At 68.5% G+C, this 24927-nt stretch carries 26 protein-coding genes; 12 read left to right on the plus strand and 14 right to left on the minus strand.

Annotated features, from left to right (window positions below):
- Nucleotides 1–3 precede the first annotated feature (3 nt).
- From ccmC to ccmI, 7 genes are read left to right on the plus strand one after another with little or no spacing between them, the layout of a single operon-like run.
- The gene (gene ccmC / locus AC1RHV_RS30700; RefSeq protein WP_306653547.1) at nt 4–792 is read left to right on the plus strand and encodes a heme ABC transporter permease CcmC; all 789 of its coding nucleotides are present in this window, start codon (nt 4–6) and stop codon (nt 790–792) included.
- Nucleotides 789–956 carry a heme exporter protein CcmD gene (gene ccmD, locus AC1RHV_RS30705; RefSeq protein WP_054459202.1) on the plus strand — a complete coding sequence of 56 codons (168 nt, stop codon included), beginning with the start codon at nt 789–791 and terminating at the stop codon, nt 954–956. Before ccmC ends, ccmD begins: the two co-directional genes overlap by 4 nt.
- Nucleotides 953–1408, plus strand: a complete 456-nt coding sequence (gene ccmE, locus AC1RHV_RS30710; RefSeq protein ID WP_054459201.1) for a cytochrome c maturation protein CcmE — start codon at nt 953–955, stop codon at nt 1406–1408. The genes ccmD and ccmE overlap by 4 nt, the downstream gene beginning before the upstream one ends.
- Nucleotides 1405–3411, plus strand: a complete 2007-nt coding sequence (locus AC1RHV_RS30715; RefSeq protein ID WP_192353244.1) for a heme lyase CcmF/NrfE family subunit — start codon at nt 1405–1407, stop codon at nt 3409–3411. Before ccmE ends, AC1RHV_RS30715 begins: the two co-directional genes overlap by 4 nt.
- The gene (locus AC1RHV_RS30720) at nt 3411–3932 is read left to right on the plus strand and encodes a DsbE family thiol:disulfide interchange protein (protein WP_054459197.1); all 522 of its coding nucleotides are present in this window, start codon (nt 3411–3413) and stop codon (nt 3930–3932) included. The genes AC1RHV_RS30715 and AC1RHV_RS30720 overlap by 1 nt, the downstream gene beginning before the upstream one ends.
- Nucleotides 3929–4423, plus strand: a complete 495-nt coding sequence (locus AC1RHV_RS30725; RefSeq protein ID WP_254596598.1) for a cytochrome c-type biogenesis protein — start codon at nt 3929–3931, stop codon at nt 4421–4423. The genes AC1RHV_RS30720 and AC1RHV_RS30725 overlap by 4 nt, the downstream gene beginning before the upstream one ends.
- Nucleotides 4420–5736: a c-type cytochrome biogenesis protein CcmI gene (ccmI, locus tag AC1RHV_RS30730; protein ID WP_492302667.1), complete on the plus strand. Its 1317-nt coding sequence runs from the start codon at nt 4420–4422 to the stop codon at nt 5734–5736. Before AC1RHV_RS30725 ends, ccmI begins: the two co-directional genes overlap by 4 nt.
- 27 nt (nt 5737–5763) lie before the next feature.
- Here the strand turns inward: ccmI and AC1RHV_RS30735 are convergent, their stop codons facing one another.
- The 4 genes from AC1RHV_RS30735 to AC1RHV_RS30750 all read right to left on the minus strand — a co-directional run bounded on the left by AC1RHV_RS30735 (nt 5764) and on the right by AC1RHV_RS30750 (nt 11508).
- Entirely contained in the window at nt 5764–8964 is a 3201-nt protein-coding gene (locus tag AC1RHV_RS30735) for a tetrathionate reductase subunit A (protein ID WP_492302669.1), read from the minus strand.
- A 61-nt stretch (nt 8965–9025) separates the two neighbouring features.
- Nucleotides 9026–10060: an NrfD/PsrC family molybdoenzyme membrane anchor subunit gene (nrfD, locus tag AC1RHV_RS30740; RefSeq protein ID WP_054459218.1), complete on the minus strand. Its 1035-nt coding sequence runs from the start codon at nt 10058–10060 to the stop codon at nt 9026–9028.
- Nucleotides 10061–10079: 19 nt separating this feature from the next.
- The gene (gene dsrO / locus AC1RHV_RS30745) at nt 10080–10850 is read right to left on the minus strand and encodes a sulfate reduction electron transfer complex DsrMKJOP subunit DsrO (RefSeq protein ID WP_054459191.1); all 771 of its coding nucleotides are present in this window, start codon (nt 10848–10850) and stop codon (nt 10080–10082) included.
- Nucleotides 10851–10977: 127 nt separating this feature from the next.
- Nucleotides 10978–11508, minus strand: a complete 531-nt coding sequence (locus AC1RHV_RS30750) for a DNA-deoxyinosine glycosylase (protein ID WP_156337486.1) — start codon at nt 11506–11508, stop codon at nt 10978–10980.
- 168 nt (nt 11509–11676) lie between these two features.
- Here AC1RHV_RS30750 and AC1RHV_RS30755 point away from each other — a divergent pair, with 168 nt between their 5' ends.
- On the plus strand, nt 11677–12540 hold the full coding sequence (locus AC1RHV_RS30755; protein ID WP_119451825.1) for a pirin family protein: 864 nt from the start codon (nt 11677–11679) through the stop codon (nt 12538–12540).
- A 47-nt stretch (nt 12541–12587) separates the two neighbouring features.
- On the opposite strand, the gene AC1RHV_RS30760 is transcribed toward AC1RHV_RS30755, so the two are convergent.
- Together AC1RHV_RS30760 and AC1RHV_RS30765 are read right to left on the minus strand one after the other, a co-directional pair.
- Complete coding sequence (locus tag AC1RHV_RS30760; RefSeq protein ID WP_054459186.1) at nt 12588–13046, minus strand: hypothetical protein; 459 nt, start codon at nt 13044–13046, stop codon at nt 12588–12590.
- Nucleotides 13036–13503: a MarR family winged helix-turn-helix transcriptional regulator gene (locus tag AC1RHV_RS30765; protein WP_054459184.1), complete on the minus strand. Its 468-nt coding sequence runs from the start codon at nt 13501–13503 to the stop codon at nt 13036–13038. The genes AC1RHV_RS30760 and AC1RHV_RS30765 overlap by 11 nt, the downstream gene beginning before the upstream one ends.
- A 216-nt stretch (nt 13504–13719) precedes the next feature.
- Between AC1RHV_RS30765 and AC1RHV_RS30770 the strand changes: the two genes are divergently transcribed.
- Nucleotides 13720–14748 carry an AraC family transcriptional regulator gene (locus AC1RHV_RS30770; RefSeq protein ID WP_492302673.1) on the plus strand — a complete coding sequence of 343 codons (1029 nt, stop codon included), beginning with the start codon at nt 13720–13722 and terminating at the stop codon, nt 14746–14748.
- 12 nt (nt 14749–14760) lie between these two features.
- Here AC1RHV_RS30770 and AC1RHV_RS30775 read toward each other — a convergent pair whose 3' ends face one another.
- From AC1RHV_RS30775 to AC1RHV_RS30810, 8 genes are all read right to left on the minus strand, one after another.
- Complete coding sequence (locus tag AC1RHV_RS30775; RefSeq protein ID WP_156337485.1) at nt 14761–15276, minus strand: hypothetical protein; 516 nt, start codon at nt 15274–15276, stop codon at nt 14761–14763.
- 335 nt (nt 15277–15611) lie between these two features.
- Nucleotides 15612–15929, minus strand: coding sequence for a hypothetical protein (locus tag AC1RHV_RS30780; protein ID WP_125473130.1), 318 nt, complete (start codon nt 15927–15929; stop codon nt 15612–15614).
- 92 nt (nt 15930–16021) lie between these two features.
- Nucleotides 16022–16918: a SphA family protein gene (locus tag AC1RHV_RS30785; protein WP_054459177.1), complete on the minus strand. Its 897-nt coding sequence runs from the start codon at nt 16916–16918 to the stop codon at nt 16022–16024.
- Nucleotides 16915–18525, minus strand: coding sequence for a phytoene desaturase family protein (locus tag AC1RHV_RS30790; protein WP_492302676.1), 1611 nt, complete (start codon nt 18523–18525; stop codon nt 16915–16917). Before AC1RHV_RS30790 ends, AC1RHV_RS30785 begins: the two co-directional genes overlap by 4 nt.
- A 66-nt stretch (nt 18526–18591) precedes the next feature.
- Entirely contained in the window at nt 18592–19119 is a 528-nt protein-coding gene (locus AC1RHV_RS30795) for a flavin reductase family protein (RefSeq protein WP_054459173.1), read from the minus strand.
- Nucleotides 19116–20357 (minus strand): styrene monooxygenase/indole monooxygenase family protein, encoded by a 1242-nt coding sequence (locus tag AC1RHV_RS30800; protein ID WP_054459171.1) that lies wholly within the window; start codon nt 20355–20357, stop codon nt 19116–19118. The genes AC1RHV_RS30795 and AC1RHV_RS30800 overlap by 4 nt, the downstream gene beginning before the upstream one ends.
- A 20-nt stretch (nt 20358–20377) precedes the next feature.
- Nucleotides 20378–21166, minus strand: coding sequence for an SDR family oxidoreductase (locus AC1RHV_RS30805; protein WP_054459169.1), 789 nt, complete (start codon nt 21164–21166; stop codon nt 20378–20380).
- Between the two features lie 179 nt (nt 21167–21345).
- A complete protein-coding gene (locus AC1RHV_RS30810) occupies nt 21346–22266 on the minus strand; it encodes a LysR family transcriptional regulator (protein ID WP_119451831.1) in 921 nt (306 codons plus the stop codon).
- A gap of 125 nt (nt 22267–22391) precedes the next feature.
- Between AC1RHV_RS30810 and AC1RHV_RS30815 the strand changes: the two genes are divergently transcribed.
- From AC1RHV_RS30815 to AC1RHV_RS30825, 3 genes are read left to right on the plus strand one after another with little or no spacing between them, the layout of a single operon-like run.
- A complete protein-coding gene (locus AC1RHV_RS30815) occupies nt 22392–23300 on the plus strand; it encodes an NAD(P)-dependent oxidoreductase (RefSeq protein ID WP_492302679.1) in 909 nt (302 codons plus the stop codon).
- Between the two features lie 42 nt (nt 23301–23342).
- Nucleotides 23343–24308 carry a Bug family tripartite tricarboxylate transporter substrate binding protein gene (locus tag AC1RHV_RS30820; RefSeq protein WP_492302681.1) on the plus strand — a complete coding sequence of 322 codons (966 nt, stop codon included), beginning with the start codon at nt 23343–23345 and terminating at the stop codon, nt 24306–24308.
- 36 nt (nt 24309–24344) lie between these two features.
- Entirely contained in the window at nt 24345–24926 is a 582-nt protein-coding gene (locus AC1RHV_RS30825) for an amino acid synthesis family protein (RefSeq protein WP_119451832.1), read from the plus strand.
- Nucleotide 24927: the final 1 nt, after the last annotated feature.

The following is a 24927-nucleotide window of genomic DNA, read 5'->3' on the forward strand; positions in this document are numbered from 1 at the left end:
GCCATGCACAAGCACCCTGCCCTGAATGCATATCCGCCCGCCGCGGCAGCTGGCGCGGGCTGGCTGCGCTACGCCTCGCCCGCTGCCTTCTATCCGCTGGCAGGCCGCATGATTCCGTGGCTGGCGCTGGGCGCCGCGCTGTTCGCGGCCGCAGGCCTGTATGTGGGGCTGGCCGTCGCCCCCACCGACAGCCAGCAGGGCGAGGTCTACCGCATCCTCTTCATCCATGTCGGGGCGGCCTGGATGTCGATGTTCCTGTACCTGGTCATGGCGCTGTACGCCACGCTGGGACTGATCTTCAATACCCGCCTGTCGTTCATGATGATGCGGGCGCTGGCTCCCACCGGCGCGCTGTTCACCTTCCTGACCCTGTGGACCGGCGCGCTGTGGGGCAAGCCGACCTGGGGCGCCTGGTGGGTATGGGACGCGCGGCTCACCTCCGAACTGATACTACTGTTCCTGTACCTGGGTTTCATGGCCTTGCAGGCAGCCGCTGCCGACGACGCGCAGCGCGCCGACCGCGGCGGCGCCATCCTGGTGCTGGCGGGCGTGATCAACGTGCCCATCATCTATTTTTCGGTGCGCTGGTGGAGCACGCTGCATCAGGGCGCATCGATCAATCTCACCACCGCGCCCAGCATGGCCCATATCATGGTGACCGCGATGCTGCTGATGGTGGCGGCGTTCTGGCTCTATAGCGCAGCGGCCGCGCTGGCGCGCGTGCGCGGCATCATTGCCGAGCGCGAGCCGGGTGCGGTCCGCGCGGACCGGACGCGGCGGGAGGCGGCATGAGCTGGCAAGCGCTGTTCTCGCTGCAAGGCCACAGCCCCTATCTGCTGGGTGCGTACGGCGTGACGCTGGCGCTGATCGGCCTGGAAGCGTTGGTGTTATGGCGCCGTAGCCGCGCCCGGCGCGCGGCGCAGAATACCGCCCGCGCTGACGGGACGGCGCGATGAGCCCGCGCAAGCGCCGCGCGCTGGCCATCCTGGGCGGCCTGGGCCTTCTGGCCGCGGCCGCCGCGCTGGTGCTCAATGCCCTGCAATCCAACCTGGTGTTTTTCTTCAGCCCCACGCAGGTGGTGGCCAAGGAAGCGCCCGCCAGCGGCAGCTTCCGCGTCGGCGGCCTGGTGGAGCAAGGGTCGCTGCGCCGCGAGGCCGACGGGCTGACGCTGCGCTTCGTGGTGACGGACACCGCGCACACCGTGCCGGTGACCTACCAGGGACTGCTGCCCGACCTGTTCCGCGAGGGTAAGGGCGTGGTGGTGGCCGGCAAGCTGGGGCCGGACGGCGTGTTCCGCGCCACCGAGGTGCTGGCCAAGCACGACGAGAACTACATGCCGCCCGAGGCCGCCGATGCGCTCAAGCGCGCGGGCGCCGGGCCCAACGCCATGCGCGCGGAGGCGCAATGATTCCCGAGATCGGCCTGTTCAGCCTGATCCTGGCGCTGCTGGTGGCGCTGGCGCAAGGCGTGCTGCCGCTGGTGGGCGCAGCCACCGGCTGGCAGGCGGGGCTGAGGGTGGCGCGGCCCGCCGCCATCGGCCAGTTCGGCCTGACCACCGTGGCCATAGGCTGCCTGGCCTGGGCGTTCGTGGACAACGATTTTTCCGTGCTGTACGTGGCCGCGAATTCGCATGCGGACCTGCCCGCCGCCTACCGCTTCGCGGCGGTGTGGGGCGGACATGAAGGATCGCTGCTGTTGTGGCTGTACCTCCTGACGGCCTGGACCCTGGCCGTGGCGCTGTGCAGCCGCCGCCTGCCCCTGCCCTTCGTCGGCCGTGTGCTGGCGGTGATGGGCTGGATCAGCGTGGGCTTTCTGCTGTTCCTGCTGTTCCTGTCCAACCCCTTCGAGCGCCTGATGCCGCCCGCCATGGCCGGACGCGACCTGAATCCGCTGTTGCAGGATCCGGGAATGATCGTGCATCCGCCCATGCTGTACATGGGTTACGTCGGCTTCTCCGTGGCCTTCGCCTTCGCCATCGCGGCGCTGCTGTCGGGCGAACTGGACGCCATGTGGGCGCGCTGGGTGCGCCCCTGGACGCTGGCGGCCTGGACCTTCCTGACCATAGGCATACTCCTGGGCAGCGCCTGGGCCTATTACGTGTTGGGCTGGGGCGGATGGTGGTTCTGGGATCCCGTGGAAAATGCCTCCTTCATGCCCTGGCTGGCGGGCACCGCGCTGATCCATTCCCTCATCGTGACCGAGAGGCGCGGCGCTTTCCGCAGCTGGACCGTGCTGCTGGCGATCTGCACGTTTTCGCTCAGCATCCTGGGGACGTTCCTGGTGCGCTCGGGCGTGCTGACCTCCGTCCATGCCTTCGCCGTGGATCCCGGACGCGGCCTGTACATACTGGGATTCATGCTGGTGATCGTGGGTGGATCGCTGGCGCTCTATGCCTGGCGCGCCCCCACGGTAGGCCTGGGCGGCGGATTCTCGCTGCTGTCGCGCGAATCCCTGCTGCTGTCCAACAATGTGGTGCTGACGGTGGCGGCGGGCTCGGTGCTGCTGGGCACGCTGTATCCGGTCGTGCTGGACGTGCTGGAGTGGGGCAAGATCTCCATCGGTCCGCCCTATTTCGAAGCCGTGTTCGTGCCGCTGATGACGCCGGCCATTTTCCTGATGGGCGTCGGTCCGGTGGCGCGCTGGAAGCAGGCAGAGCTGCCCGACCTGGGCCGCCGCCTGCGCGTGGCCTTCGCAGTCAGCGTCGCGACCGCGGTCCTGCTGCCGCTGGCCATGCCGGGCCCGGCGCGGCTGGGGTCGCCCATGGTGATGCTGGGGCTGTGGCTGGCCGCCTGGTCGGTCGCCAGCGCCGCGGCGCACGCCTGGCAGCGGCTGACGGACGGCGACGGCCAATGGCTGCGTCGGCTGGGCCGCCAGCCGCGTTCCTGGTACGGCATGCTGCTGGCGCACGCGGGTGTAGGCATCTTCATTGCCGGGGTCACCCTGGCCAACGGCTATGAAGTCAAGCAGGAGCTGCGGATGGAGCTCGGCTCCACCCAGGAAGCGGGCGGCTACGCCTTCACCTTCGCCAGCATTGCCCCGGCTGCCGGGCCGAACTACAGCGCGCAGCGCGCCGTATTCCCGGTGACCCGGGACGGCAAGCCGGTGCTGACGCTGTATCCGGAAAAGCGCCTCTACACGGTGCAGGACATGGCGCTGAGCCAGGCCGACATCGACAGCGGCTTCACCCGCGACCTGTTCGTGGCGCTGGGCGAACCGGTGGGCGACAAGGCCTGGACGGTGCGCCTGCAGGTCAAGCCCTTCATGACCTGGATCTGGACAGGCTGCATCCTGATGGCGCTGGGTGGTCTGTTGGCGGCCGGCGACAAGCGCTACCGCCGCGCCCAGGAACCTGCGCGCGTGCCGCAATCGGCCATGCCCGGCGCCGCGCGACCCACGCGGGAGGGAGCCTGATGCTGCGTTACCTGGTGCCGCTGGCCGCCTTCCTGGCCATGGCCGTGTTCCTGGCGATGGGCCTGTCGCGCGATCCGCGGGCGGTTCCCTCGGCCATGATCGACAAGCCCGCCCCCGCCATCGGCCTGCCCGTGCTGCTGGATCCCGGCAAAAAGCTGGAGGTGCAATCGCTGCGCGGCCAGGTCTGGCTGCTGAATGTGTGGGCATCTTGGTGCGGGCCATGCAAGGACGAACTGCCGGTGCTGCGCGAAGCCGCCCGGCGCCACGGTATTCCGCTGTACGGCTTGAACTACAAGGACAAGCCGGAAGAAGCCGAAGCCTGGCTGGCGCGCAATGGCAATCCCTACATCGCATCCGCCAGCGACATTGACGGCCGCGTCGGCATCGAATATGGCGTGTACGGCGTGCCCGAGACCTTCGTGATCGACCGCGACGGCCGCATCCGCTACAAGCAGCTGGGCCTGATCACGCCCGAGATCTGGCGCGACCGCATCCAGCCCGCCATCGAGGCGCTGCGATGAAGCGGCCCGCTGCCCTGTCTTGCAGCCTGTTGCGGGCCGTCCTGCGCGCCCTGCTGCTGGCGCTGGCCTTGACCGCCGCCGCGCGCGCGCAAGTCCACGCTGGCGCCGCGCAGCCCTTGCCGCCTGTCCTGGAACAACGCGCCGACAAGCTGGCCCATGGACTGCGCTGCCTGGTGTGCCAGAACCAGACCCTGGCCGAGTCGAACGCGCCATTGGCCCAGGACATGCGCAAGCTGATCCGCGATCAATTGGCGGAAGGCCGCAGCGACACGCAGATCATGCAGTTCTTCGAAGACCGCTATGGCGACTTCGTGCGCTACGACCCGCCCTTCAAACCCATCACCTGGCTGCTGTGGCTGGGACCCTTCGCCCTGCTGGCGCTGGGCTTCGTAGTGCTGGTACGCACCTTGAAGCGCCGCGCCGGCGCGCGCGCCCCCCTGACCGCCGACGAACGCGCGCGCGCGGCGCGCTTCCTGGATACCGGCTCATGACCACACTCTGGATCATCGTGGTGCTCCTGCTGCTGGCGACCCTGCTCTGCCTGATCCCGCCCTTGCTGCGGCGCGCGCCCGCCGCGCAACCCGAATCCGAGGCCAATGTGCGCGCGTTCTATCTGGCGCAGCGCGAGCAGTTGCGCCGCGACATGGACAACGGCAGCCTCACTGCCGCTGCGGGCATGCGTGCGGAAGAAGAGCTGCAGCGCGACCTGCTGCAGGATCTGGACTTGCGGCGCGGGCGCAGCGCACCCTGGGCCGGGCAGCGCGCGGGCATCACCGCCGCCTGCCTGCTGACTGTGCTGATCCCGGTGGCGGCCGTGCTGCTGTATGGCCAATTGGGCAACCCGCGAGCGGCGGCCAACGCCAGCGCGGGCCAGCCCGCCGAACCCCACGCGGCCGATACCGGCACCGACATGACGCTGGCCATCAATGCCCTGGCCCAGCGGCTGCGGACCGCGCCCGATGACGCCGACGGCTGGTACATGCTGGCGCGTTCGTATGAAACCCTGGGACGCTATGTCGATGCAGTGGCGGCCTACCAGCAGGTGCTGCGCCTGGTCCCCGGCCAGCCCGCGGTACTGGCCGACCTGGCCGACGCGCTGCTGTCGGCCAACCAGGGCAACCCCGACGAAGCCTCCATCGGGGCAGTGGCGCAAGCCCTCGCCGCACAACCGGATCAGCCCAAGGCCCTGGCCCTGGCCGGCATGATGGCGTTGCGCCGCGGCGACGCCGCCGAGGCGCTGGCGCATTGGGAACGGTTGCAGGCCCAGTTGCCGCCGGACTCTGAAGCCGCGCGGCAGATCCAGTCCAACATCGCGCAGGCGCGCGCCATGGCGGCCGCGCCTGCCAGTACAACTGCCGGCGCATCGACCGCGGCATCCGCGGCTTCGCCCCCCGGATCCGCCCCTGTCTCGGCATCGGCTCCTGCGTCCGCCGGCGCAGCGCCCGCGCCCTCCGCGACCGCCGCCCGCATCAGCGGACGCGCCAGCATCGCCGACGCGCTGCGCGGGCGGGTCCAGCCCTCCGACACCGTGTTCATCCTTGCGCGTCCCGAGGAAGGGTCGCGCATGCCGCTGGCAATCCTGCGCATGCAGGTCTCGGACCTGCCGCGGGATTTCGTGCTGGACGACAGCAGCGCCATGTCGCCGGACGCGACCTTGTCGCGCGCCAGCAAGGTGCGGGTGGAGATCCGCGTCAGCAAGTCCGGCACGGCCGCCGCGCGGCCGGGCGACCTGGGCGGCGCGCTATCCGGCGTCGGCATCCATGCGGATGGACTGACGCTGGTGGCCGATACCGTCGTGCCCTGAGGCACACGATACCGGCCGCCTGCGTCCTCAGACCCGCTCGATCCGCGCCGGCAGCCCCTGGCGCACCGCCGCGCCGGACACCCAATCAATCCAGACGTTGGCGTGCTCGCCGCGCGTGGCGTCGCCGAATCCCAGGTCGTTCAGGTTCACGCCCGCGGCCAGCGCCGGATCGTGCGCCATGGGCTTGCCATCCACCACGTGCGCGCGGGCGCCCAACTCAGTGTGGCCGTAGCCGTGCTCGATCCCCACCGCGCCCGGCTGGATGCCGTCGCGCAGCAGCGCCAGCCCGGTCACCGCGCCGCCCGGCGTCACGATGCGCACCGCATCGCCGTTACGGATGCCCAGGCGTTCGCCGTCCTGCCGGTTGATCGATACCGGGTTGTGCGGATGCACCTGGCGCAACCGGTTCACGCCGATGGACATGGAGCTCATCAGGTTGGACTTGAACGAGCTGAGCAGGAAGGGCCAGTCCTGCCGCGTGTATTGCGCGCGCATGTCGCTGCCGTCGGCCAGCCGCGTCGGGTACCAGGTCGGACAGCCGCTGTAGCGCTCGCCCGTCATGGAATGGCGAAAGCCCGCCAGCTCCTCGCTCCAGACCTGCAGCGGCTTGGCATAGGCCATGCGCGTCTGCCGCGTTCCGCCCTCTTCCACCCAGGCATCCTGCACTTTGTCGAAGCGCCCACCGCGGCTCATCACCATGGCCACCTGACGCCATTCGCCCGGTTTGAGCTTCTGCTGCAATAGCGCACCATAGCGGTCCACGCCGGTGAGCGCCATGTCGTCGTCGCTGGCCTCGGGCACGGGCTTGCCCGCCGCGAAGGCAATGTTGGCGATGCCGCGCAGGAAGAAGTCCTCCGGCGTGTCCAGCGCGTACTTGGCGCCGTCCTTGTCGGAGATGGCGCCCGCGCCGAAGCCCGGCATGCCCAGCCGCTTGGCGCAGGCGATCAGGAAGGTTTCCAGGCAGACCGGCTCATCCGTGGCGGTACGCGCCACGCGCGGCTGCACGGCCGGCCAGCGCACGGTGGACGCCTTGGCCACCACGTCCGCCCAGGGCGCGGAGACGCCCCAGCTTTCGTAGGTCACCGTATCCGGCACGATGTAGTCGGCCAGCGCGTTGGTCTCGTTGATGAAGGGATTGATCGATACCGACAGCGGCAAGAGGCGCGGATCCTTCATCTTGTCGATGATGACGTTCTTCAGGCCGGCGATGCCGTAGATCGGGTTGCTCATGTGGTTGAACCAGACCTTGGCATGGTACGGATAGCCCGCCAGCGCGGACGCCAGCATTTCCGAGCTGAGCCCGCCGGTGGCCGGATACCAGGGCGCCGCGGCCGGATAGGCCGATTGGCCGGCAGCCTTTTTGCGCTTGAACTCGCTGGACTTCTCGTACGGGAAGCGGTTGCGCGACAGGCCCACGCCCTTGGGCGTGGCGCGGTTGGCAAAGCCGGCGATGTTGTAGCGCGGCCCCTGCCCATAGGGGGGGAACGGACCCGCGTCCAGCACCAGGCCGCCTTCCACGTTGAGGTTGCCCACCAGCGTGTTCAGCATGGCGATGGCATAGGCCGTATAGAAGCCCGAGCCGCTCATGGTGCCACCGTGCGCATCGGCCACGGCGCGCTTGCCGTAACTGGTGAAACGCTCGGCCAGCGACGCGATCTTGGCGGCCGGCACGCCGCTCAGTTCCGCGTATTCGTCCAGCGTCTTGCGGCGCGCTTCCTCGCGCAGCAGCGACAGCGAACTGCGCACGCGCAGCGCTTCTGGCGCGCCATCCATGCCGGGCGCGGCGACCGCGTCGTCCACGAACAGCGTGGCGGGCGCGGCCGCGGTGTGCGGCGCCAGCGTGCCGTCTTCCAGGCGCACGACGTACGCGTCTTCCCACTTCTCGCCGGCATCGGCCGGACGCGGCCAGCCCAGGTCGGCGCCGCGCAGGAAACTGCCCAGGCGGGGATGGCCAGGTTCCGCCACCACCAGATGGGTGGCGTTGGTCCAGGCCGCCTCGCCCGCGGCCTTCATGGCCGCAGGGCCGGGCTGCGCCAGCGCGCGGGCATCGTAACGTTCGTTGTCCAGGATCCAGCGGATCAGGCCCATGGCCAGACCCAGGTCGCCGGCCGGATTGACCGGCACCCATTCATTGCCCGATCCCGCCGACAGGCTGGACGAGGCAGGCAGCATCGGCGACACGACCACGTACGTAAAGCCAGTCTCTTCCGGCCGCACGCGGGCCTCGGCCAACTGGCGGGCCTGGCGCTGGAACGGGTTGCCGGCCTGCGCCGGCGCCGCGCCGATGAACAGGCCGAAGCGCGCGTTGTCCCAATCCGGCTTGCCGTGGGGCATGCCCTTCAGATCGCCCAGCGCCGCCCCCGCGCCCACGCGGAAGCTCTGGCCGCAATAGGAACCGTGGTTGCTGAAATTCACCGTGCCGAACGATTGCCCGGCAAAGCGCTGGATCAGCGGCGTACGGCCTTCGTTGGACGCGTCGGTGAACAGGAACTGGTTGACCTTGGCGCCATACTCGGGATTCTGCGGATCCAGCGGCGTTTCGCGGTCAAAGATGGCGCGCAGGCCGTCCACCTGGCCTTCGCCAAACAGATCGCCGCCTTCGCAGACTTCCTGAACCAGCTGTTCGAACGAGATGGTCTGCCACTTGCCCTCGCCGCGCTTGCCCACGCGCTTGAGCGGCTGCAGCACGCGGAACGGGCTGTTCATCTGCTCCAGCATGGCCGAGCCGCGCGCGCAGGACGTGGCGCGTCCTTCCAGGCCGTTGTCGCCGCCCAGTTGCGCATAGACGTCGCGCACCGGCGCTTCCATCGCGGCCGGTCGGGTCGTGGCCAGCGGATGGTAGGGGTTGCCGGCCACGCGCAGGATGCGGTTTTCCTTCGTGTCCACGCGCAGGCGCACGCCGCACTGGGTCCAGCAGCCCAGGCAGCTGGAGGGGCTGACCGTCTGGCCCGGCTGGGCGCTGAGCACGCCGGTCAAGGGATCGATGCGGAATTCCGGCGTCAGTGAATTGCCGCGCACGGCATGCGCCGTGGGCACGCCCGCCGTGCCTTGCGCCAGGCCCTTCACGGCCCGGACCACGGTCTCGCCGTAGCCCGCCGCGAACGCCGCCATGCCGCCGGCGACCACGCCGCCGCGCACCATCAGCTTGCGCCGCGCCTCGTCGCGCGGCTGATTGGCGGCCTCGTCCGGCGGGGCGTCGCGCTTGTCGTCTTCGTGTTGCTTGTCCATTGCTTTCATTCCATGTTCTTTCGTCTAGGGCCTGCGCACACACAGGCCCGGGCGGCGGCGCTCAGGCCGCCACGCCCCGCGTGCGCGCCGGGAACAGTTCCAGGGCGTAGGTCACGGCGGCGACCAGCGCCACGCACAGGCCCAGCACGCCCACCATGCCCAGCAACCCATCGCTGCCCCAGGGCATGTCGTACAGGTAGAGGCCGGCGCCGTACTTCGGCACGCCCTGCACGCTCATGAAGACCACCCAGCGGAAGATCCACGCAGCCGCCAACATGGTCAGTGCCAGCGCCGCTGAAGGCAGCGGCGCGGCCAGCGTGCGCGCCGGGCGCTGCAACAGCGCGATCATGCAGAAGCCGGTCGCCACCGCGCCCGCCAGGCTGACGCGCCAGATCGGGAACTCGGCGAACAGGCGCAGCGCGGCGTCGAACGAAGGGTCCATGCCCAAGAGGCCCAGCAGCGCCCAGGCGCCGGCGCCCAGCGCCATCATCACCACCGCCGTCACGCTCAGGCTGCGCAACAGTTCCACCGGCATGGCCTGCGTGCCGCCCCGCAGCCAGCGGCCCACCAGGAACATGGCTCCCAGCGCGCCCAGCCAGGCGGTCAGCGCAAAGTTCACCGGCAGGAACACCGTGTGCCACAGCGGCCGCGAACGCAGCACCATGACCTCGGCGCCGGTATAGACCAGGATCGACAGCGCCGACACCGCCAGCGCCATGCCCAGCGCGCGCACCCAGCCGATGCGGCCCCACCACCAGGCGGCGCAGAACAGCAGCGCCAAGGTCACGAACACCGGCAGCAGCAAGGCGCCCAGCCACATCCAGGACCAGGGCGTGAAATGCGCGTAGAAGTGCCAGAAGCGGCCCGGCTGGTGCAGGTCCGCCAACAGCGACACGGGTGCGGCGATGGCGCTGACCAGCAGCACCGTCACGGCCGCGGGCAGCAACCGGCGGGCGGGCGAACCCGCGCTGCCAAAGGCCGCGAAAGCGGCGGTCAGCGCAGTGGTGGCGCTGATGCCGATGAGGAAGAAGTACTGCACGGCCCACGGCAGCCAGGCGGCGTCGTAGACCGGGGTCAACAATTCAGAGATCTGCATGGTCATCCCCTTCGATGGCTCAATGACCGCCAGCCAGCCGCACGCCGGCCTGGCCGTCGACCTGGTGGACGAACGCATCGGGCAGGCCGATGTAATAGACGTGGGGATCGGTCTTCATTTCGGGCTTGAGCACCTTGATGTCCTGCTTGTGCTCGACCAGCAGCTTGGAAATGGCGCTGTCGGGATCATTCATGTCGCCGATGACGCGCGCGCCGCCCACGCAGCTTTCCACGCAGGCCGGCAGCAGCCCGGCTTCCAGACGGTGCTCGCAGAACGTGCATTTGTCGGCGGTCTGCGTTTCGTGGTTGATGAAGCGGGCGTCGTAGGGACAGGCCTGCACGCAATAGGCGCAGCCCACGCAGCGCTCGTTATCGACCAGCACGATGCCGTCTTCGCGCTGGAAGGTGGCCTGCACCGGACAGACGGGCACGCAAGGCGGGTTGTCGCAATGGTTGCAGAGGCGCGGCAGCATCACCATGGAGGCGGGGCCGCCGGCGTCGGGCAGGACTTCGTATTGCAGGACGGTGGTGCGGAACTGCCCGATGGGAGGCAGGTTCTCCATGGAGCAGCTGACCGTACAGGACTGGCAACCGATGCACTTGCGCATGTCGACCACCATTCCGTAGCGCTTGCCCGGCATGCCCGGACGGCGCGGCGGCTGGCCGTTGATGCCGGTGGCCTCGGCGCGGATGGGAATAACGGTGGCCGCGGCCCCCAACCCCAATAAGCCCTTCAGGAAGCCACGTTTACCCGGGAGTGGCGGTTCCGGGGGGCTGGCGGGGGTACTCATAGTGCTTCTCCAAGCGTTAATTCTGTTACGGGAATTAACTTATCACTTGGAGTTATATAGAGACTTGATAAGGATCAAACCGGGGACGGATAAGCGTAAACCCGGAGCCGGTCCGCAACCCAACCCGTCAATCATCGACCTTGAGCGCCCGGCCCCAGGCGGCCAGCTTGTGCTCGAACGAGGCCGCCGCATGCGCCGGGCTGGTCGAAGGCAAGTCCATGTATTCCAACGGCACGGCCAGCCCCGGCAGCACGTGGCGGCGGTACATCGCCGCGGCCTTGGCGCCGTTGAAGCAGACCCGGACGATGCCAGGGTGGCGTTCAAGGAAGGTGGCGAAGTCATTGGCGACCAGGGTGTCGCCACGGATATCGGCGTCCAGGCTGCCGGGACGTTCACAGGCCTGCAGCACGTCCCACAAGGCGATGCCGGCAGCCTGCAGGGCCAGCAGGCGCTGTGCATAGTCCAGGCCGGGATCGAAGCCGAAGACGCTGGCCGCGATGGGCCAGAAGGCGTTGCGCGGATGGGCGTAATAGCGGCCCTGCCTGAGCGATGCCACGCCGGGCATCGAACCCAGCACCAGCACGCGCGCGCCAGCCCCCGCCACCGGGGCGAAGCCCTGGACCTGATCGTTATTGCCGCCCGCCTGGGCCGTGCGCATGCCGTCTTCCATGCCCAAAGGATACGCCAGCCGCGAGTTCCGCCTCCACTGTCCGATCCATGGAACAGTGCTTATCAATGCCAGGGACTACCGCCGAAGAGGTGGCGCCCTTATCTTATTAATCATGACGGACGGCCCCGCTGGGGCCGCGCAACAGGAAATACGACCATGAAGAAGATCCTCGGATTGCATGCCAGCCCCCGTCCCCACTGGGTGGGCGACGGCTTCCCGGTGCGCTCCATGTTCTCCTACAACGACAAAGGCAAGAACACCAGCCCGTTCCTGCTGCTGGACTACGCCGGCCCGGCGCAGTTCGAGCCGGCCGAACATCCGCGCGGCGTCGGGCAGCATCCGCACCGCGGCTTTGAAACCGTGACCATCGTCTACAGCGGCGAAGTCGAGCACCGCGATTCCACCGGCAACGGCGGCGTCATCGGTCCCGGCGACGTGCAATGGATGACGGCGGCCTCCGGCATCCTGCATGAGGAATTCCATTCCCACGCCTTCACCCGCAAGGGCGGCGAGCTGGAAATGGTGCAGCTCTGGGTCAACCTGCCCGCCAAGGACAAGATGGCGCCGGCCGGCTACCAGGGCATCCTCGACGCGGACATCCCGACGGTGGACCTGCCGGACGGTGCGGGCAAGCTGCGCGTGATCGCGGGCAACTACGCGGGTCACGCGGGACCGGCGCGCACCTTCACGCCGATGGACGTGTGGGACGTGAGGCTGGCCGCCGGCAAGTCGGCGACCTTCCCCGTCGCCGAAGGCCGCAACAGCATGCTGGTCGTTCTGCGCGGCACGGTGCTGGTCAACGGGGAAACCGTGGCGCGTGATGCGCAGCTGGCGCTGTTCTCCCTGGAGGGCGAGGACATCACCGTCGAAGCCAACAACGACGCGGTGTTCCTGGTGTTGAGCGGCGAGCCCATCGACGAGCCGGTGGTCGGCTACGGCCCCTTCGTGATGAACACGCAGGCGGAAATCGTCGAAGCGATCCAGGACTTCAACGCCGGACGCTACGGCAAGATGCACTGAGGCAACAGGGCCGGCTGGCCTCTCGTCCCGCGCAGCGGGGCGGGACGCTAGGACCGGCCCTGTTCTTGCGCGCCCCGCCGCAAGCGGCCCAGCCTGAGGCCGTCGCGGATGTTCAGTCCGATCAGCGCCAGGTTGGCCGCGCCTGCCGCCAGCTCCAAGACCTGCACCCCGTAGAACACCCCGTCCAGCAAGCCCGCCTGCGCGCGCAGCGCCAGGAACACCGCCGCGGGAACCAGAATCAGCAAACCATTGGCCGCGATGAAGGGCATGCGTTTACGCTTGGCCAACAGCAGCGGATGCCTGCCCTTGCCGCCCATCAGGAAACCGCTGGCGGCGGTCAGCATCATGACGGGCACGAAACCCAACAGCGCATAAGCGATGGCAAGCTTGACCTGGGCCACCGCGGATGCGGCCAGGAACAGTTCGGACGCCACTGTCGAGATCCAAAACGCCGCCAGAAACAGCAGCGTCAACAGGGCGGCAGCGGCATGGATTCTATGTTTCATGATCTTGCTCCGGTGGCGCGGGAACGTGCGCGGCCAGCAGGCCCGCCAGCACCCTCCCCGCCGTTTCCAGTTCAGCGGCGCTGAAGCCGCCGGCCAGTTGGCGCGCGCGCTCCTTCCAGCGCGCGTCGATGGCGCCATAGACGCGCCGCCCCCCATCGGTCAGCTGGTACAGCGGCGAGCGTTTGTGCTGCGGATTGGGGCGGACCTCCACCAGTTGCGCCTCGGACAGCAGGTTCAGCTGCTTCTGCGCGCCCTGGCGTGTCACGCCCATCGCGGCGGCGACCTGCGGCGCGCTCAAAGGCTGCCCTGCCAGCGCCAGGGCGCCCAGCATCTGCCAGCGGGCGCTCGTCAGCGCCTCGGGCGCGACGAAGGCGTCGCCCCAATCAAGCAACGCGCCGTTCAACTGGAACAAGGTCAGGATCACCCCGGTGAGCCGTTCTTCCTTGGTTGGATTCATTTCTGGCCTCCTGTGCATCGCCTAATTGACAACCAGTTTCCAGTATTGGAAACCGGTTGTCAATATGCGCTTGCAAGAGGTTTTCTGCGCATGTCGGATAGCCGACGCCAAAATCGGATAGGTCCGGCCTCCTCTGGACGGGTTTTCCACCAGTCCGCCCTGTCCGGCGCAGCTTTACTATCAAAGCCTTCAAGGCCCCGGCAGTGGAGTTTCCCCATGCTCGACACGATGCAGTCCGCCACCAGCACGACTTGGCCGCCGGCCGCGCCGCGGATCGAGTCGGTCCTGGGCCTGCCGGCGCAGCAATTGTTCGCCTCCGGCGATCTGGACGAAGCCCGCTCCATGGTCGGCCGCGTGATGCGTCCGCACCACCTGGGCGTGGTCGGCGCGCTGCAGCGCCTGGACGCCCGCATGCACCACCAGCCGCTGGGCGAGGTCTCTCTGAATCGCCTGCGCTATGGTGCCAACGTCGAAATCCGTCCCGGTCCGCTCGAGGACTTCTTCCTGGTGCAGATGCCGTTGTCGGGCTGCGCCCGCATCAGCAGCGGCCCGCAGCAAGTGGATTCGACGCCCGAGGTCGCGTCGGTCGTCAGCCCGGACGACGACCTGGCCATGCGCTGGGCCGACGACAACGACCAGTTCATGCTGCGCGTGGGCCGCTCGCTGCTGGAACGCACCCTGGTGGGCCATCTGGGCTGTGCGCTGGATCGGCCGCTGCGCTTCCAGCTGGGGTTCCGCTGGCGCGAATGTCCAGCTTGGCGCTGCCTGATGAGCTATCTGCTGGACTGCTCCACCCAGCACGCGAACCTGGCCGAGCACAAGCTCATCGTGCATCAGATGGAACAGCTGGTCGCCGCCACCTTGCTGTCAGCCCAGCCCCACAACTACAACGGCGCCCTGCCCGGCCGCCGCGGCGCGGTGCTGCCGCGCCACGTGCGCAGCGTACAGGACTATCTGCAGGCGCATGCGCACGAACCCATCAGCGCCGAACAGTTGGCGCGCATCGCCGGCGTCAGCGTGCGCAGCCTGTACGCGGGATTCAAGGAATTCCTGGGCGTGAGCCCCATGCATTACCTGCGCGACCTGCGCATGGAACGCGCGCACGCCGAACTGGTCTCGGGCGAAAGCCGCAACATCGCCGGCGTGGCGCTGCGTTGGGGCTTCGCGCACATGGGGCGCTTCAGCGCCGGATATAAGGAACGCTACGGCGTGAGTCCCAGCCAGAGTTTGCGGCGACGCGGGTGAGGCGGCGGCGCTTCAGGGTCGGGCTGGCGCAGCCGGCTTGGCCTTGGCAGAGGAGTCCTGCGCCATGACCTCCCGCGCGATTTGATTGATCCTGGGAGCGGCCTTCATGGCGCCGTCCTTGTGCTGTGTCAGGAATTGACGCGCGTAGTAGCGCTCGAGCTCGCAGGGGTTCGCATTCTTGCCCGTAAAAGCCACGGAGGCGTCTATCAGCTTGCCCGCATGCGCCTGCTCGGCCAAGACGCGCTTGCGCATGGCCTGGATTTTTTCCGCCGCGTCCTTGCGCCCTTCCTGGGAATTCAAGCGCTGGGCGAGCCTGGCGCGCAGCGCGGCCGGGTCTGTCGGCGCGCGGGCCAGGTCCATGCCCAGGCTCGCTTGGGCCAGGGCCATGGCCACCATCCCCTGGACCTCCGGCCCGTCTGCCGGGTACAGCCTGCAGGCTGCAATGAAACCCATGTGCGCGACCGCCTTGTCGCCCAGCCACTCCTGGCCGCCGTCGCTACCCATTGGAAAGCCCAAGGAGTTACGCATCGGCTCCTGCACTTCAAAGCTGCTGCTCGTGTTCTGTGCCGCGGCAAGTCCGCCGCACAAGCAAAGCGCCAGCGCCGAAACTGTTCTTTTCATCGTTTTCCCCGTAAGCGCTCGCCGGCGCGGATATCTCCACGCGGGATGCTATTCCACCGTCAGCCGGAATGGTGAGCGAGTCGCGAAACTCCCCGTGGGAGCGGGCCTGCAGTTGCATCCCAACAACGCCTGCATTGCTCCGCGAGCGCGAGGACTCCCTCGACAAGGCTCAGCTTGTTCGGTTTGCCGTCCAAGGACTTCAGGGGCAAGGCAAGCAGCCACCGCGCCGAATGGCCCGTCGCCTAGTGCTGTTCGACCCATGGCGCCGCCGCCTCGGCCCGGTTCCAGAGACGCCAACCATGCCGGTAGGCGTGCTGCAAATAGGGTCCACGCAGGATTCGAGGTTCACTGTCCGTGGCCTGTTCCGTGCCGAGCAAGTGCAGAACCTGGGTCCAGTCCGCCAGCCCGCACCGGGCGCCGCGCAATGCCGCATCCGCAAGCCGTCCAGCCTCCTCGACCGATTCCGCCCGCACCAGGAAACAGGTATCCGCGCCATCCGGACCGCCAGTGTACGGGTCCTCGGATTCGTTGCCCCAGCGTATCGCTTCGTACAGATTCATGTCCCTGCCCCGTCCCATCGACAGCGCAACGATACCAGCAGGACAGCCCCGCAGAGACGGACAGCCAGGGCCTTCCAGTGCAGCCGCCAGACCTAGAACGGTATCCCCAGCTTCACATACAGCTGCGCGCCCTCGGGCCGGTTCTTGACCTTGAAGTCCTGCTGCCATTTGGCCGTGAACAGCCAGCCTTTTTCATTCATGTAGCGCACCGAGGGGCCGAAGCCGAAAGCGCGGGCGCGGCCGGCGGCGCTGTTCGGGCCGCTGTCGTCGGTGACTTGCTGGAAGGCGTAGCCGCCCACCCCCAGCACCCAGCCCTTGCCCACGCCCCAGCCCAGCGCGTAGTCGGCGTGCAGGGCCTGGCCTGAACGCGTATCGGTGGCGGAATTGGTGAAGTTGAAGTCGTACATGACTTTCAGGTCGGCGTTGAAGCCGTCCGGGCTGATGCGGCTCAGGGCGAACACCGGCTGCGCGGTCCAGTAGTTCTTGCCCAGGCTGGACGGGTCCTTGCGGTCGTATTCGCCGGTGGGCGCGTACATGTCCAACCCCACCACGTAGTGCAGGCTTTCGGACGGGTGATAGCCCAGCGCCACGCCCAGCGTCATGTCGCCCAGGCCGGTGCTGCGGTTGCGTTGCCCAGCAGCCTTGGCGGTCACGTCCAGCAGCGGCGCGATGGCGTGGAAGGCCAGCTGGCCGCCCATGACCTGCTGCTGCGTAACCCAGATCAGGCGCGGCGCCAGCACATTGACGTCCACCTTGAAGCCGGGCACCGGCACGCGCTGGCCGTCGTTGCCGCGCAGCGTGTCGTAGCGCGCCCCGCCGGCATAGACCAGCATGTGCACGCCGGGCGGCGGCAGCGCGCCCGACATGAAGTTCTCCAGTCCGTCCGGATAGATGCCCAGGCCGCCGCCCTCCGTGGCCTGGGCTCCCGTGCCAGCCAGCGCCAATGCCAAGGCGCCAGCAAGCCGCCGGATTTTCAGGTGTCCGTTCATGTTCCCCTCCTGCCTATTTGTTGTGCGACGAGATAGCCGGAACCGCCCCCCAGGCCGGGGCCCGGGTGGGTGGCGGCGCCGATGTGAAAGAGATTGCGCAGCGGCGTGCGGTGGCCGCGCGCACCCTGGCTTCCGGCAAAGGGCCGCAGCCAGAAGAACTGGTCGGGCGAACACACGCCCGAATAGGGGTCGCCGCCCACCAGGTTGCGGTTCAGGCCTTCCAGGTCCGCCGGCGAGTACGCCCGCCGGCCGACGATGCGCCGCGCCAGGCCCGGCATGACCCGTTCCATGCGCGCCTGCACCCGGTCGGCCATCGCCTCGCGCACGGCCTCGTTCCAGCGGCCGTCGGCAGGCGCCGCGATCTCGCCCGCGGCATCGCCCTTGATCCGCGCCGGCAGTTCCTGCATCTGCACCCACAGGATCCAGCCGCCCGGCGGCGCGCGCGTCGGGTCGACCGCGACGGGCTGGCCGATGGCCAGCGTGGGGCGCGCGGACAGCAGGCCGTTGTTGGCCTCGGTCACCGAAGCGCAGACCTGTTCCATGCTCTCGGTCAGATGCACCAGCGGCACGTGGCGCAATTCCGGCGTCAGCCAATCCGGCGGCGCATTCAGCGCGAAATGGATCTGCATGCCGCCGCGGCCGTAGCGATAGCCAGCGGCGCGTTCGCGCACGGCGGGCGGCGCGTCGGGCAGCAACTGGCCGTACAACTGGCCGGGCGTCACATTGCAGACCACCGCTACTGTCGCGCGATATTCGCGTCCGCCTGCCAGCACGCCCACCGCGCGGCGCCGCTTGCCCTGGCCGCTTGTGATGATGCGTTCGACCTCGGCGCCGGTCTGCAGGCGGCCGCCGTGCCGTTCGATGACGGCGGCCAGCGCGTCCACCACGCCGCTGCCGCCGCCCTTGACCACCGGCATGCCGCCGGCCACGACCGCGGCAAAGGTCAGCTTGCCGATCAGCGCGGAACAGGCGTCGTCCGGACCCAGGCCGGTGTGCAGTACCCAGGGCGCGATCAGTGCACGCGCGGCATCAGACTGCAACGCGCGTTCTGACCAGCGGCGAAAGCTCTCCATCGAGTCGGCGGCAAAGGCGGCCAGGCCGTCCATGCCGCGCTTGCGCCATTCGCCGAATAGCAGCTTGAGCATGCCCGCGCCGTAGGGATTCTGGCCCAGCAGGCCGAAGGTCAGCGCCGCGTCCTCGCCGAACAGGCGCTGCGCCATGGCGCCGAAGGCTGCGCCATCGCCGGGCGCCCAGGCATCCAGCCGCCGCGCGCTGTCCGCCACATCCTGCTTCAAGGCCAGGCCCGAGCCGTCGGGCAGCACCAGCCCGGTGGCGTATTCGCCCTGCATGAATTCCAGTCCGGCTTCCTGCAACGCGGGTTTGAGCGCCGCATAGGCGGGACTGCCGACAAACAGCGGATACCAGCAGGACAGCACGTCGTGGCGGTAGCCGGGAAACAGCTCCTCGGTGCGGATGCAGCCACCCAGCCTGTCGTTGCGTTCCAGCACCAGCACGGACTTCCCGCGCTGCGCCAGCAAGGCCGCGCAGACCAGCGAATTCATGCCGCTGCCGACGATGATGACCTGCGCCTCTGACTCCAGGGGCATGATGCGCTCCGATGGGAAAACAGGCCGCCGGGGCCCGTGGACATTGAAAGGAATCGCGTGCGAGCCCTATGCGGCGCTCAACGCAGTGAAGCGCCCTGCATGGAACACCAACGGCGTGGCCGTCACGCTGGCCACGCGCAGCACCCGGCCGAACAGCAGCAGGTGATCGCCCGCGGGGCTTTGCTGGTCGTTGGCGCAGACCAGGGTGGCCACCGCCCCTTCGATGGCGGGCACGCCTTCCGGCACGTCGTGCACGGGCGCTCCCGCGAACTTGTCCGGAACAGAAGAACTGGCAAAACGCAGCGCCAACTCTTCCTGGCCGCAGGCCAGCACGCTGATGGTGAAGTGGCTGCAATCGCGGAACGCCGCCAGGTTGGGCGAATGGTTCACCAGGCTCCACAACACCAGCGGCGGGTCCAGCGACAGCGAAGCGAAGGAGTTGATGGTGAGCCCGACCCGGCGGCCGTCCGGACAGCGCGTGGCGACGATGGCCACACCGGTCGGATAGCTGCCGAGCACGCCGCGCAGGACCTTGGGATGCAGATCGGTGCAGCCCCAGTCCAGGGGCAGGCCCGCTGCGCAATCGGGCTTCATGCCGCCGCCCGCGCCGGCTGCGCCGCGATGAAAGCCTCGCAGGCCGTGGCGTCGCCCCACCAGGGGTACAGCGACGGCGGATGGTTGAAGCCGTTGGCGATGGTGCTGGCGATCGCCGGCGTGTGGTCCGCGGCCTGCAGCAATTTGAGCAGGTGCGGCGCCGGCGGCAGCAGCATGGAGTTGGTCCATTCCACCACCGCGCCTGCGTAGTCCCAGAAGCGTTCGAAGGTGCGCTGCATCCATTCGGCCGTGAACGTAGCGTCGCCATGCGCCAGAATGGCGTCCAGGTACACGGCGCAGGCCTTGGTGGCGTTGTTCGAGCCCTGCCCCGTGATAGGGTCGTTGGTCACCACCGCATCGCCCAGGCCGAACACCAGCCGGCCCGACGGCAGGGTCAGCACCGGCTTGCGCACCGTGGGCGCGAAGCTGCCGGCCAGGATGCCGTTGGCGTCGGTCAGCTCCACCGCGCTGCAGCGCTCGGCCTCCCAGGGCAGATAGCTGTGCAGGATATGCAGGCTTTGCGCCAGATGCTCCTGCGGCGACTTGATGTCGCGCCAGCAATCCATCGGCCCGCCAGGCACGCCCTCGAACACCATGATCTCGCAGGGACCGCTGATGGTCAGCGCCGGGAACACGAAGTACTCGCCCACGCCCGGAATCAGGTTGAAGGCGACGCGAGAATGATCCGGCGCCGGGCGCATGCCGTGCACATAGGTCAGCGCCAGCGCGCGCTGCGGCCGGTCGAAGCGCGACCGCAGCGCATCGCGCTCGAACAGCTTGACCACCTCGCCCTTGCCCGCGGCCAGCAGCACCAGGTCATGCGAGGCGGCCAGCAGTTCAAGTTCGGCCACGCCGCCGTCCTGGATCAGCAGCCGGCCGCCGCGTGCCGCGAACAGCTCCATCCAGGCCGGCATCTTGATGCGCTGGTCCACCGCCTGCGCGGGCCGGTCCAGGCGCGCCACCCAATCGATCAGCTTGTGGCCGGGCCGCTCCGGATGCGGGATCGCCAGGCCGATGCCGTCGACGGTCGGGCATTCCGCCTCCCACTGGTTCAGGCCCAGGTCACGCTCGACCTGCAGCGAAGCATCGAACATGCACTGGCTGGACATCACTTTGCCGCGGCGGATGTCGTCCGGTTCGCGGTTGGTGACGACGGTCACCTCATAACCTTTTTCCAGCAGTCCCAACGCCAGGGGCAGGCCGGCCTGCCCTCCACCCACGATCGCGATTCGACGCATGTTTGTTCTCCTTTGTTTGGCTAGGCGGCCAGGCGCGGAATTGCGGGCTTGGCCTGTTCGGGACCCATGGCGGAATAGCCGCCGTCCACCGCGTAGTCGGCGCCGGTGACGAAGCTGGCATGGTCTGAGAGCAGGAAGGCGACCACCTCGGCCACTTCGGCCGGATCGCCGGCGCGGCCCAGCAGGTGGTAGTCCGCGGCCACCCGGTCGGTCTTGGCGCGGTCGCCCTGCGTCAGCTCGTCCATCACGCGCGACCAGGTCCAGCCTGGCGACACGGAGTTGACGCGGATGCCGTCGGCGGCATAGTCCATCGCCATGTTGCGAGTGACTTGCAGCAGCGCCGCCTTGGACACCGGATAGAGCCAGCGCCCGGTCTGCGCGACGCGCGACGAAATGCTGGTGAAATTGACGATGGCCCCGCCGCCAGCGGCCAGCAGATGGGGATGGACCGCGCGCGCGGCCATCACGGCGCTGACCACGTTCACGTCGAGCGCGCGCAGCCAATCGGCGCGGCCCGATGCGGCCCCGTCGTCCAGATAGGTCGCGGCCAGGTTGACCAGGAAATCGATGCGGCCAAAATGCGCCGCGGCGTCGGCCACGCCGCGCTCCAGTTGCGCGTCGTCGGCAATGTCCACCGGCCAGAAGCGCGTGCCGGCCGGATCGGCCGCGGCCACGCGTTCGCCGCCGGCCGCGTCGATATCGAACAGTGCCACACGCATGCCGTAGGCGCGCAGCGTGGCGACCACGCCCGCGCCGATCAGCGTGGCGCCGCCGGTCACGATGGCCACTTTATTGTCCAGACCCTTCATCGCATCACCTCGCCGTTGGCTGATTGAGTGAGGCGAATACTGGCGTGGCGCGCCTGGCCCGCGTTAGCCGGATCCGGCCGACGCTATCCGCAAACTGCGCTTATTCGAGGCAAGCTTGCGCCAGGTCCAACAGGCGTGTCCGGAAAATGCGCCGGCTGTCCGTTCCCTGCGGATGCCGGCTACGCCGCTGGCCGGGCGCGGCCCGTCTTGCGCGAGGTCCGCGCGTGCTCCTTGATCAGGCGCACGAAGCGCTGCACCTGGCGGCTGGGGCGCTCGAAGCGCGAACGCACCAGGCTCAGCGACAGCGGGATGGACTCGCGCAGCGGCCGCGTCACCACGCCGGGCCAACCCTGCTGCCCGACCGAGAACTCGTCGACGATGGCCACGCCCGCGCCGACCCGGACCAGGGCGCAGGCCAGCTCGGCGCGCACGATTTCCACGGCCGGATTCCAGCTGACGCCGGCGCGCTGGAAGGCCGCTGCCACCAACTGCCCGAACGGGATGTTGCGGTTGTAGAGGATCAGCCGGCACCCGGCCAGCTCGGCCAGGCTGACTGCCCGCCTTGCGGCCAGCGGATGGCCTTGCGGCAGGATGCAGACCATCTCGCCCGTGGCCAGCGGCTCCACGACCAGATTGGGATGGTCTATCGGCAGCACCGACACGGCCAGTTCCGCCTTGCGTCCCAACAGCTCATGCGCCATGTCGGACAGCAGCGTGGTGTGGAACTTGAGCCTGACGTTGGGATAGAGCTCCATGTACTGCGCGATCACCGGCGGCACGAAGTTCAGCGCCAGGCTGGGGCTGGAACACAGGGTCAACGCGCCCTCCGGCCGCTCGGCCAGGTCGCGGGCCAGTTCGTCGATGCGCAGGGCCTCGTCGAACAGCGGTCCCACTTCCTGGAACAGGCGCTGCGCTTCAGGGGTGGGCGTGAGCTTGCCCTTGTCGCGCTCGAACAGCTGCAGGCCCAGGCTTTGCTCGGTATGGGCGATGAGACGGCTGACCGCGGGCTGCGACACGAACAGCAGCTTGGCCGCGCCATTCATGGAACCGGTCAGCATCACCGCCCGGAACGCTTCCATCTGCCTGAGTTTGAATCGCATGGCTGACCCGATAATCGTTTGTTATAACCCCTGGCCAACTTAGCATAAGCGCTGAAATGGCGCTTTCATTAGCATCCCAGATGGCTCCTGGCGCGCTTTCCAGGACGATTCGATAAAGGGAATGCATGACTCTCACAGTAGGATTCGTGGGCCTGGGCATGATGGGTCTGCCCATGCTGGAAAACCTCGCCCGCGGCGAGGAGCGCTACAACATCCTGGCGTATGACCGCGATCCCGCGCGCCTGGAGCGCCTGGCCGGGCACCCCGCCTGGAACCAGACGCTCAGGCTGGCCGCCGGCCTATCGGCGCTGGCCGCCTGCGACGTGGTCATCACCATGCTGCCCGACAGCGCCATCACCAACGCGGTGATCGAAGGCGAGCATGGACTGGCAAGCGTGATGCGCCCAGGCTCCGTGCTGCTGGACATGGGTTCGTCCAACCCGGCCGAAACGCTGCGGCTGGCGCCGCTATTGCGCGCGGCGGGCGTGACGCTCATCGACGCGCCGGTGTCGGGCGCGGTGGCCAAGGCGGCCGCTGGCACGCTGGCCATCATGGTGGGCGCCGATGCCGACGGCCTGGCGCGGGTGCGTCCCCTGCTCTCGCGCATGGGCGCGTCCCTCATCCACACCGGCGCCGTGGGCTCCGCCCATGCGATGAAGGCGCTGAACAACTACGTCTACGCGGCCGGCCTGCTGGCGGCCAGCGAAGCGCTCTTGATCGCGCAGCGCATGGACCTGGACCTGGAAGTGTTCACCGATGTGCTCAACGCCTCCAGCGGCCGCAACGTCGCCACCGAAACCAAGCTGCGCCAGTTCATCGTGCCCGGCACCTACAACGGTGGCTTTGCCCTGGCGCTGATGGCCAAGGACCTGCGCACCGCCGATGCGCTGCAGGCCCTGGCCGGCGTTCCGGCCTCGCAGCTGTCGCTGTGCACGGCGCTATGGCAGCGCGCGCTTGCAGACATGCCGGCCGGCGTGGACAACACCGAGATCCACCGCTATCTGCAGCGCCTGGAAACCCCGGCTCCCGCCTGAAGCGCCGGACGCCAACGATAACGAGATCCACAGGAGACAAGCATGAAACGATCTGCCGCCGCGCTTGCGCTGGCGCTGGTGCTGGGCGCCCCGCTCGCGCCCGCCGGCGCCGCGGGCTACCCCGACCATCCCATCCGCATGGTCGTACCCTTTCCGCCAGGCAGCATCACCGACGTGGTGGCCCGCAGCCTGGGCAAAGCCATGGCCGACGATCTTGGCCAGCCGGTAGTGGTGGAAAACAAGCCCGGCGCCAACGGCATCATCGGCACCCATGACGTGGCCCGCGCCAAGCCCGACGGCTACACCCTGGTGGTGGTGGGCGTGTCCACGGCGGCCAGCGGCGTGAGCCTGTTCAAGGACCTGCCCTACAACCCCGCCACCGACCTCGCGCCCATCGGCGCCGTCGCCGAAACGCCCTATCTGCTGGTGGGTTCGCCGCGCATGCCGGGCAGCAAGGTATCCGATCTGTTTGCCTATGGCGCCCGGCATCCCGGCAAGCTGACCTATGCCTACGGCTCGGGCAGCGCGCAGGTGTTCGGCGCCAAGCTGGCGTCCATGGGCAAGATCAACGTTACGCCGGTGCCCTACCGCGGCGGTCCGCAGGCGCTCACCGACGTCATCGGCGGCACCGTCGACCTCACGTTCACCGATCTGGCCAACGGCCTGCAGCAGGCGCGCGCCGGCAAGGTCAAGACCTACGGGGTCAGCACTCCCGAACGCTTTCCGCTGGCGCCGGACATCCCCACGCTCAATGAAACCGGCGCCGCCGGCTTCGATCTGACCGTGTGGTTCGGCTTGATGGGTCCGGCCGGCCTGCCCGCGCCCGTGGTGGAACGCCTGTCGCAATCGCTGGGCAAGGCCCTGGCCAACAGCGAACTCAAGCAGACCTATGAGCGCCAGGGCCTGACCGTCAAGCAGCAGACCCCGGCCGAATTCGGCGGCTTCGTACGCGCCGAGATCGACAAATGGGCGGCCATCGTCAAGGAAACCGACATCCCGCCGCAATAGAACGTCCTCTTTCAACTGCTACCAGGAATTCCCCGCATGTCGCTGATCGATATCCGCAAACGCTGCCTCATCCTCGAGACCACCTACCACGAGAACGGCCCGGCGCCCGAGAGGCCACTCAAGCTGGCGGCGTCCTGCGCCGTCATCCGCAATCCCTACGCCGGCCGCTACGAGCCGGATCTGATGCCCTTCATGGCCGAACTGCGCAGCCTGGGCACGCTGCTGGCGACCGAGCTGGTCGAGACGCTGGGCGGCAAGGAGCAGATCGAGGTCTACAGCAAGGCCGCCATCGTCGGCCTGGACGGTGAAATGGAGCACGGCGCGGTCTGGCACGAGGCCGGCGGCTGGGCCATGCGCAGCGTGCTGGGCGAACCCCGCGCCATGGTGCCCGCCGTCAAGGCCGTGGCCGTGGCCGGCTACCGCATGATGGTGCCGGTGCACTACATCCACGCTTCGTATGTGCGCAGCCACTTCAACAGCATCGAGATCGGCATCCAGGATGCGCCGCGCGCCAACGAGATCCTGTTCGCCCTGGTCATGGGTACGGGCGGCCGGGTGCATTCGCGGCTGGGCGGGCTGACCAAGGAAGCCGTGTCCGTGCACGACGGACAGCGGTAGG

It is taken from the genome of Achromobacter sp. GW823-FHT04E03 (assembly GCF_058796095.1).